Here is a 1106-nt window from a genome sequence, read left to right on the forward strand (position 1 = left end):
CCTTCACCGTGAATGGTGGCAATGATTTCCGGCGTATCTGCCACGGATTCGAAGTGCTTACGAATACGGCGGATAGTTACGTCAACGGTGCGATCATGCGGCTTCAGTTCACGACCGGTCATTTTCTTCAGCAGCTCGGCACGCGACTGAATCTTGCCCGGGTTTTCACAGAAGTGCAGCATGGCACGGAATTCACTGCGTGGCAGTTTGAACTGCTCGCCAGCCGGGCTAACCAGAGAACGGCTGTTGATGTCCAGAGTCCAGCCGTTAAAGCAGTACTCTTCCACCAGACGACGCTCTTCGCTGCCACCACCGATGTTCATGGTACGAGACAGCAGGTTACGGGCACGAATAGTTAACTCGCGTGGGTTAAATGGCTTGGTGATGTAGTCATCAGCGCCGATTTCCAGACCCAGAATCTTATCGACTTCATTATCACGTCCGGTCAGGAACATCAGTGCGATATTGGCCTGCTCACGCAGTTCGCGCGCCAGCAGTAAGCCATTTTTGCCCGGCAGGTTGATATCCATAATGACCAGGCTGATATCGTGGTCAGACAGCATCTGATGCATTTCGGTGCCGTCGTTGGCTTCGTGAACGATATAGCCTTCGGCCTCAAAAATACTTTTCAGAGTGTTGCGAGTGACCAGCTCGTCTTCGACGATCAAAATGTGCGGGGTTTGCATGTATGCTACCTAAGACAATACCAAAAATATGAATCTTGTTGTGCAATGTTGTGCATTAAAACTTAACATATTTTATCGGTAAGTGTTTACGAATCAATGCACAGGAATTAACGTAGAATTCAACTGCTTGCGCCTTCCTTAGGAGCGATGCGGCACTGATGCTCGCCGTAACACCGCAGATGTCGTCAATGACTCTTAATGGCAGGATACCTTCTAGGTGCGCAATATTCTATCTATGTAACAGCCTTATAACAATGGGCTATGTCAGACTAGTTGAAATAACGTAAATTTGCTTGATATATGTCAAGTTTAGCCGATCTGTCTGCTACTGGCTGCAATATTTTATAAAATATCATTATTTATCAATAAACTGTTTATCGATCTGTGCGGATTATCAGTTAATTGTTAACAGGGATTTTT

Annotated in this window: 1 protein-coding gene; it reads right to left on the reverse strand. The window is 46.6% G+C overall.

The window, feature by feature from the left end; all coding sequences use genetic code 11:
* Positions 1-686: two-component system response regulator ArcA (gene arcA, locus ACRC27_RS14320; protein ID WP_438640190.1), on the reverse strand; the 686-nt coding region annotated here is incomplete at its 3' end.
* Positions 687-1106 lie beyond the last annotated feature (420 nt).

Source organism: Plesiomonas sp. (genome assembly GCF_051650925.1).
Classification (GTDB): domain Bacteria; phylum Pseudomonadota; class Gammaproteobacteria; order Enterobacterales; family CAMTGL01; genus Plesiomonas.